General features: G+C 66.3%; 6 protein-coding genes. 1 reads left to right on the forward strand and 5 read right to left on the reverse strand.

Annotated elements, in window-relative coordinates:
* Positions 1 to 30 precede the first annotated feature (30 nt).
* The gene (locus tag Q5064_RS03480) at positions 31 to 1,389 is read left to right on the forward strand and encodes a DNA cytosine methyltransferase (protein WP_302962320.1); all 1,359 of its coding nucleotides are present in this window, start codon (positions 31 to 33) and stop codon (positions 1,387 to 1,389) included.
* A 48-nt stretch (positions 1,390 to 1,437) separates the two neighbouring features.
* On the opposite strand, the gene Q5064_RS03485 is transcribed toward Q5064_RS03480, so the two are convergent.
* The 5 genes from Q5064_RS03485 to Q5064_RS03505 all read right to left on the reverse strand — a co-directional run bounded on the left by Q5064_RS03485 (position 1,438) and on the right by Q5064_RS03505 (position 7,802).
* Positions 1,438 to 3,222 carry an ABC transporter ATP-binding protein gene (locus Q5064_RS03485; RefSeq protein WP_302962321.1) on the reverse strand — a complete coding sequence of 595 codons (1,785 nt, stop codon included), beginning with the start codon at positions 3,220 to 3,222 and terminating at the stop codon, positions 1,438 to 1,440.
* Positions 3,223 to 3,224: 2 nt separating this feature from the next.
* Positions 3,225 to 5,339: a UvrD-helicase domain-containing protein gene (locus tag Q5064_RS03490; RefSeq protein ID WP_302962322.1), complete on the reverse strand. Its 2,115-nt coding sequence runs from the start codon at positions 5,337 to 5,339 to the stop codon at positions 3,225 to 3,227.
* Positions 5,332 to 5,751 carry a peptide deformylase gene (locus Q5064_RS03495; protein ID WP_302962324.1) on the reverse strand — a complete coding sequence of 140 codons (420 nt, stop codon included), beginning with the start codon at positions 5,749 to 5,751 and terminating at the stop codon, positions 5,332 to 5,334. The genes Q5064_RS03490 and Q5064_RS03495 overlap by 8 nt, the downstream gene beginning before the upstream one ends.
* Positions 5,752 to 5,850: 99 nt before the next feature.
* Complete coding sequence (locus Q5064_RS03500) at positions 5,851 to 6,852, reverse strand: hypothetical protein (protein WP_302962325.1); 1,002 nt, start codon at positions 6,850 to 6,852, stop codon at positions 5,851 to 5,853.
* A gap of 104 nt (positions 6,853 to 6,956) precedes the next feature.
* Entirely contained in the window at positions 6,957 to 7,802 is an 846-nt protein-coding gene (locus tag Q5064_RS03505) for an MBL fold metallo-hydrolase (RefSeq protein ID WP_302962327.1), read from the reverse strand.
* Positions 7,803 to 7,973: the final 171 nt, after the last annotated feature.

A 7,973-nucleotide genomic window follows, 5' to 3' on the forward strand; every position in this document is an offset into this window, starting at 1 on the left:
CTTAAAAATGTTCCAACTAGAAAGATCATCATGACCAATAGTCAATCAGATGCGCTCATCTCCGCCGAAGAAGCCGCCGACATCCTCGGTGTGACCAAGCAAACGATATCGCGGCTCATCCGTGAGAGCAGAATCCCCGCGCAAAAGGTGGGAAACAAATGGGTGCTCCACGCGGAGAACCTCACAGAATATCTCGACAAGAACAACCTCGTTCCCGAGCCGAAGGACCACGGGAGGCGCTCCGAAGAAGCGGCACCTATCGTGGCACTGAGCTTCTTTTCCGGCGCACTCGGCCTTGACCTGGGCATGGAGGCAGCGGGGATCACGCCTCTGCTCTATTGCGAGAACGACCGGAAATGCCGCATGACCATCGAGGCCTGCCGCCCCGAGGTTGCCCTTGCGGGCGACATCAACTCCTACACGGCCTCCGAGCTGCTCGCCCTCGCGGGCCTTGCGCCGGGCTCCCACGTCGACGTCATGTTCGGAGGTCCCCCCTGCCAGGCTTTCAGCACGGCCGGTGCACGGCGTGCCTTCGACGACGCCCGGGGCAACGTGTTTCTGAAGTACCTTGAGCTGGCAGCGGAAATTCGCCCTACCTATATCGTCATCGAAAACGTGCGGGGGCTCCTTTCCACCCCCTATCCCACCTGCAAGAACGGCACTCCCGTCAAGGGAGGAGCACTACTCCTGATCCTCAAACATCTAGAAGAAGCGGGATACACGGTGAGTTTCAACCTGTACAACGCCGCGAATTTCGGCGCGCCCCAGATTCGCGAGCGCGTGGTACTCATCGGAAAGCTCGGAAGTGAAAAAGTCCCCTACCTCACCCCCACCCACGCGGCCGACGGCGCGCATGGCCTTCCCGCCTGGCGCACGTTCCGCCAGGCGGTAGAGGGCCTGAACCCCGAGGTGGCAACTCACACTGACTTCCCCCCGAAGCGCCTCAAGTACTTCGAGATGCTCGAAGAGGGCCAGTACTGGAAACATCTGCCTCTCCCGATGCAGCGAGAGGCTATGGGGAAAGCCTACGAGCTTTCCGGGGGGAAAACGGGCTTTTACCGGCGCATTTGGTTCGACCGCCCTTGCCCGACCCTTGTCACATCTCCTACGATGCCAGCGACCGACCTGTGCCATCCCACGGAGAACCGGCCGCTTTCCGTCGAGGAGTACATGCGCGTACAAGGCTTCCCTGATGACTGGCGCATTTGCGGAGACGTCTCCGACCGCTACCGCCAGATCGGCAACGCCGTCCCCGTGGCGCTGGGCCGTGCGATTGGCCGTGCGATCATCGATGATATGCGGGGAGTCCCCTTCGACGGACGCTTCTCTGATTTCAAATACTCCCGCTACCGTTGCACGAGCGACCAAACCTGGCACATGCCCCAATAGCCGCAACGAGACATCGGGCAAGTAGCGCGGGCGAGTAGAAACCCGCCTCTACTCTTCCCCGTAGGCGCCGGTTTGGCGGTTCCAGAGACGGGCGTAGTCGCCGCCCTTGGCTACGAGCTCGGCATGGGGGCCGTCCTCGGCGATCTTGCCGTGGGAGAGCACGACGATGCGGTCGAGGCTCGCCACGGTGGACAGCCGGTGGGCCACCACGATGCAGGTGCGCCCCTCCATCAGGTTGGACAGCGCCTCCTGCACGGCCGCCTCGCTCTCGGAGTCGAGCGCGCTTGTGGCCTCGTCCAGCACGAGGATGGGGCAGTCGGCCAGCATGGCACGGGCGATGGCGATGCGCTGGCGCTGGCCGCCCGACAGCTTAATACCGCGCTCGCCGGTGACGGTATCGAAGCCCTGGGGCAGTGCCTCGATGAACTCGAGCGCGTTGGCCGCCCGAGCCGCCTCTCGAATCTCGTCCATGGTGGCGTCGGGGCGCCCGTAGGCGATGTTCTCAGCGATGGAGCGGTGGAACAGCAGCGCCTCCTGGGGCACGTAGGCGATGTTGCGGCGCAGGCTCGTCTGGGTCACGTCGGCCACGTTCTGGCCGTCCACCAAGATCTCGCCCTCCTGGATGTCGGCCAACCGCAGCAGCAGCTTCGTGAGCGTGGTCTTCCCCGCGCCGCTCATACCCACGAGGCCCACCCGCTGGCCGGCGGGAATGCGCAGGTTGAAGTCCTTGAACACCTGGGTCTTCACATCGCCGTCGGTATACCAGAAGTTGATGTCCTTGAAGTTGATATCGCCGAGTTCCACATCGAGCGGCCGGGCGCCGGGCTTATCGGCCACGAGCCGCGGCTCGTCGAGCACGGCCGTCATGCCGGAGGCGTCGCCGAAGGCCTGGTTGATGCGCTGCAGGCCCGTGTTAATGAAGTTGAACTGGTTGGTGACCGTGTTCGTGTAGGTGAACATGAGAATGACCGTGCCCGGCGTGATGCCGAACCACGCGTTGCCGCCCGAGATGAACACGGTGACCACGCTCATGATGACCACAGTAATGGCCGCCGTGGTGACGCCGCGGGCGAGCGAGGCCCGCATGCGCTTGGAATCGCGGGCCACCACTTCCCGATTCGCCGTGTCGAACAGCCCCCGCTCGTAGTCCTCGCGCCCGTAGGTCTTCACGGCCAGGATGTTCGTGACCGCGTCCGACAGCTCGCCCGACAGCTGGTTCTGGGCGCTCGCGGCCTTCTCATTCAGGTGCAGGATGCGCTTGTACATGAGATAGCTCACCGTCGCGTACACCGCAAGCATGGCCATGAGCACGCCCGCATAGACCGGCACGACCGGCAGCAAAATGATGCAGGTGAACGTGATGGAGCAGAGGATAGGCAGAAACGGAAAGTTCATCGTGTTCAACAGCTGGGTGTAGCCGGCCATGAACTTCGAGGTCTGGCTCACGAGCGTGCCGCCGAAGCGGTTGGAATGGAACGACAGCGACTGGTTGCACAGGCAGTCGAAGGCCGTGGTAGCCAAGTCGTAATTCACGGCGATCTGCAACTTCCACAGCGTGTAATCCTGCAGCTTACTGCACGCCTGCCCCGCCAGGTTGATGCCAATGAGCGCCGCGATGTAGGGCCCGAACACGGTGAACACCTCGTCAGGCGCCACCGGAGCCGCACTGATGCGATCCACGATGAGGCTCATCACGTAGGGGTTGCCGTAGGTGAGAAACCCACAGAACCCGATGGTTGAGGCCACCAGCGCCACGAACAGCCCCAAGTGCCGCCGCGTGGCCAGCCAGTAGTAATGCAAGCTCCGCATCGTCAACGATTGCTTCTTCGCCATAGCTACCTCAAAAGTTCCGTGAGCTCGCCGTTGGCGAGGATGGTGACGTGGCGGGTGGCGCGGGAGATGGAGGTGTACAGGCGCCGGCGGGCCAGGTCGTTTGCGGGAAACACCTGCGGCGAGGCGTCGGCAACGATGACGCGGTCGAACTCCAGTCCCTTCGCCAGCTTGAGCGGCAGCACCACCACGCCGCTATCGGGCAGGCTGTCGCGCTCGCCGAGCACCACGGCCGCCTCCCCCATCACCTTCGCCACGCGCCGCGCCTCACTCTTGTAGGGCACGATAACGGCCGTGAGCGTGTCGGCTTCGGCAGCCGCATCGGCCGCGCGCCGCAGCTCGGCGGCCCAGGCGTCGCCATCGGGCGCCACGATTACCTCGGGCGGGGCGGCCTCGCGCTGCACCGAGGACACCTCCATGGCCTCGCCCGCGGGCAGCAGCGACGCGAACAGATCGGTGATGGCCGGGGTGGAGCGGTAGCTCGTCATGAGGCGACAGGCGCTCACCTCGCCGCGCTCGGCCTCGAACACCGCGCGAATCTCGTCCCAGGCGGCGGTGCCCTCGGCGATGGCCTGGTTCGGGTCGCCCAGAAGCAGGAAGTTCGCACGGCGGAAGTAGCGGGCCATCACGGCCAGCTGGCCCTCCGAGTAATCCTGCACCTCGTCGATCATCACGTACTTCGCATCGGGGTTCGAAAGGCCCGCGAGCGCCATCTTCAGATACACCCACTCCACCGAGGTCAGGCCGTCGCAGCCCAGAAGACGGCGGGCGATCTCGTCGATGTCGAGCCAGTCCATGGCGCGCACCTGATCGATACCGGCCGCGTACTTCTCGCGCACGTAGGTGAGGGCGAGCGCGCGGGCCTCCTCGTCGGTCTGTGGGTCGAAGGTCTCGCCGAACAGCCGCAGCTGCTCCTCGATGGGAAGCTCGGCGATCTCGTCGTGAGTGTCCTCGGCTGCGGCGATGCTCGCGAGCCGGCTCTGCAGGCGGCCTTCCAGCTCCTCGTTCATGAGGGTCACGCGGTGCGGCCCGGCAGGCAAATGGTCGAACTTCGCCGCCACCTTCGCCACGGCATCGCCGCCGATAAGGCGCGTGCCGGCCGCCGTGATGTCGCGGAAATCCGACCGCTCGAAGGCGAAGTGCTCAAGCGCCGCATCAATGGCGCGCAAGCGCTCGTAGGAGACATGGCCCTCTCCCGCCCCGCGGTCCTTCGGCAGAAGCGGGGCCAGGAACTCCGCCCAGGTGAGGATCTCGGGGTTGCGCTCGCCCAAATCGGGCAGCACGCGGTCGATGTAGCGCCCGAACACCGGGTTAGGCGAGATGAGGAACACCTGCGTGGGATCGAGCGCGCCGCGATGCTGGTAGAACAGATACGCGATGCGCTGCATGAGCACCGAGGTCTTCCCCGAGCCCGCCACGCCCGCCACCTGGAGCACCGGCACGTCGGCATGGCGCACGACGGTGTTCTGCTCCTTCTGGATGGTGGCTGTGATGGCCTGCATATGGGCCGAGCGGCCACGGGAGAGCGAGGCCAAGAGCAGCTTGTCCTCGATGGCCACGTCGGAGTCGAAGTAGCTGAGCAACTGGTCGCGGTCGATCTCGAACTGGCGGCGCAGCTTCAGATCGGCGTGGATGGTCCGTCCGTCGGCCACATACGACGTCGGACCAGTGGCCTGGTTGTAGTACACCTCGGCCACGGGGCTGCGCCAGTCCACCACGAGTCGCCGGTAGTTCTCGTCCGACACGCCGGCCGAGCCGATGTAGAGCTCCTTGGCCGGCGCGCCCGGCTTGAACTGGAGCTCGATCTTCGCGAAGTAGGGCTCGCGCAACAGCACCTCCACGGCGCGCAGGCGCTCGGCCTGCACAGAGTTGGCCATATCGTGGGCCTCGATGATGTTGTTCATGGCAACGATGTCGGCGTGGGTCTCAAGAATGTCGTCCCACGTGGCGAAGTTCACGGCCAACTCGTCGGCCATGGACTTCTTGTCCTCGGCCGCTTGGGCCGCCACGGCCTCCATGGCCGCCACGGCATCGCGGCCGATCTTCTCCAGCTTGCCGTAGGTCTCCGTCAGGTGCGCCTGCTCGGCGGCGAATACGGGGTCGGCCTCGGCGCTAGACAAGGATGCCCTCGCAGTGGTCGATCATGTGCTGCACGGCCTGGGCCGCGTTGCCCTCGAGCTTCTTCTTGGCCGGCACGAGCTTGCCGTCCTGCAAACGCTCGAAGCTCACGCGCACCCAGTCGAAGCGCTGCACGGCCGTAGGCTCCTCGCGGGAAAGGCACGCCTCCACCGCGGTGTAGGGCTTCAGCTTCTGGGTGATCTGCGGGTTGAACATGACGACGGGGCGCCCCGCCTCGTTCAGGTAGGCCACGATGCGCTTGGTCTCGCCGATCTGGTTGGCGGCCAGGCACACGGCCTCGTCGCTGGCGAGCAGCGTCTCGGCCAGGTCGTCGGCGATGGCGGCGTCGTCGGCCGTGGCCGCGTCGCAGGGCTTCGACAGAATGTCCTCGTCGGTGATGATCTCTTTAATCACAGGGGCTCCTTCAAGGTTCGCGGCAGACCGCGCCGCCGCGCTCACGGAAAAATGCGACTATCGAGTATAGCACTGCCGCCGCCGACCGCGCACCGCGCACTAGCCTTCCATATCGAGCGCGTACACCGCGCCGGCGCCGTAGAGCTTCCCGAAGATATACTTGTTGCTGGCCGACTCGTCGGACACGTACACGCGTCCCTCGAAGGACTCGATGCCCTCGGCCATGGGCGGCGCCTCCACGTCCTCGGCCAGACTGCGCCCGTCGAGGCAGTACAGCGGCACCTCTTCGCCATCGGCCGTAAACGTCCCCTCGGCCGCCACGTCGGTTACATCGTAGGCGAGCAGATGCGAGGTGGCGAGCCCGTAGGACTGCGACAGCACGATGCGGCCCGTGCCGGCCGTGCACACCCCCTGGATCATGCCGGGAATGGAGTAGACGCGCTCGGCCGTGGCCGCCACGCCGAACGGCGCCCCCTCGTCGAGGGCATAGGCGTACATGACCGCCGGGTTCTCGGTGCCGTCGGCGGTGACGATGCGGTGCTCATCGGGCGTTTCGTAGTCGCCGGGGTAGTAGAACTCGCCGGCGTACAGCGTGTCGCCCTCGATGTTCATGAAGGCTGGCGAGAAGTCGAGGTCCACCTTGGCCAGGGCGCCCACCGTCTGCCCGTCGGCCGCGCCGGCCACCTCTTCCGCATCGAGCACGAGGTAGCCGCCCTCGCAGGCCAAATACGCGTACTGGTCGGTGCTCGTGATGGCCGACCCGTGGCCCACATAGGCATCGCCGTCGGGCAGGGCCACCTCAAGGCGCGCCACCGTGCCGTCGGCCTCGCGCCGGTAGAGCGGCGAGGGGGAATGGTCGGCCATATACCCGCTGAACAGCCACGCGTCGGTCGTCTCCAGGTGGTCGAGGTCCTGGCAGACGAAGCCCGCGTTCACCCCCGGAATGTCGAAGGCACGCTCGGCCTGGGCGTAGAAGGGCCCGAAGGCCACGCGCACGTAGATGTTCAGCGCCAGCACCGCCGCCACCGCGAGGACCGCGATAACGCCGAGCACCCACGCAACGATTCTCAGGGGATGCCGCTTTTTGGCCGTTGCCTCCATGGGGAATGCTCCTTCCGCCTGCGCCCGCCCGTGCAGGCGCGCCACGCTGTCGGGGAAAGCATAGGGCAGCCCCGCACGCTGCGGGGGCGAGCCAGGGCGAACCGTCACGCGATGGTTATGGGCCTGTCCTGGAAGGCCACCGCCACGTGCACCCGGTCGGACAGCTCGGGGGCGGCATCGGCCAGGGCGGCCTCAAGCGTCTCGCGTGGCAGGCGGTAGGTGTTGTTCTCTTGGGACACGTGCATGGCTGCCACCTGCGCCAGCCCCTCGTGGGCCAGCCGCACGAGGGCCTCGGCGGCCTGCTCGTTGGAAAGGTGGCCGCGCGTGGAGGCGATGCGCTGCTTCACCGGATAGGGATACGGACCCGTGGCGAGCATTTGCGCGTCATGGTTGCTCTCCAGGGCCAGAAGCCGCACGCCGGCGAGGGCCTCCCACGCCTCCTCGGTCACAACGCCCGTGTCGGTCATGAACCCGAGCGCGTCGCGGCTCGAAGCCTGTCCGGCTGCCCCATCGGACGCCGTCTCCTCGAAGCGGAAGCCGAAGGAAGCCGCCGCATCATGGGACGTGGGAAACGGGCGCACGACCATCCCCGCGAGACCGAGCGCGTCGCCCGCCTCGAAGGTGTGCTGCGGCGCGTCCACGCTGGCCACGGCCTCCCGCAGGGGCGCCGAGGCCGAAACGACCGCCCTGTGCGCGTACACCGCCGGGCGCACTCCCGCCTTGGCCAGGCCCCGCAGCACCACGCCGAGCCCCTTCACATGATCGCTGTGGTCGTGGGTCACCACCACGGCGCGCAGGCCGGCCACGTCGAACCCCACGACCTCGGAGGCCTCGAAGAACGCCCGCTTGCAGATGCCGCAGTCCACGAGCACGCCCTCGCCGGTGCGGACGTTTTCCACGACGGCGGCATTGCCGCGGCTCCCGCTGGCCAGCACGTGCAGCTTCAACATGGCACTTCCCTTCCCTCGCCTCTCGTTCGCAAAAGATCATCCTATCGCGCCCCGGCGCGCCGGCGTTACCTCTCCCGCGCATCACCACAGAGAAAGGAGATGCCGGGGCCGCCCCAACGTCCCGGGGCCGCCCGCGCGCATGCGCCGGGCGCGGGGGCACCCCCCCCCGGC

The sequence above is a fragment of the uncultured Adlercreutzia sp. genome, assembly GCF_958431955.1.
Taxonomy (GTDB): Bacteria; Actinomycetota; Coriobacteriia; order Coriobacteriales; family Eggerthellaceae; genus Adlercreutzia.

Excerpts from the sequence above, each read along its gene's own strand:
- Q5064_RS03485 (WP_302962321.1), bottom strand. The coding sequence starts at position 3,222 with ATGGCGAAGAAGCAATCGTTGACGATGCGGAGCTTGCATTACTACTGG.
- Q5064_RS03480 (WP_302962320.1), top strand. The coding sequence starts at position 31 with ATGACCAATAGTCAATCAGATGCGCTCATCTCCGCCGAAGAAGCCGCC.
- Q5064_RS03505 (WP_302962327.1), bottom strand. The coding sequence starts at position 7,802 with ATGTTGAAGCTGCACGTGCTGGCCAGCGGGAGCCGCGGCAATGCCGCC.
- Q5064_RS03500 (WP_302962325.1), bottom strand. The coding sequence starts at position 6,852 with ATGGAGGCAACGGCCAAAAAGCGGCATCCCCTGAGAATCGTTGCGTGG.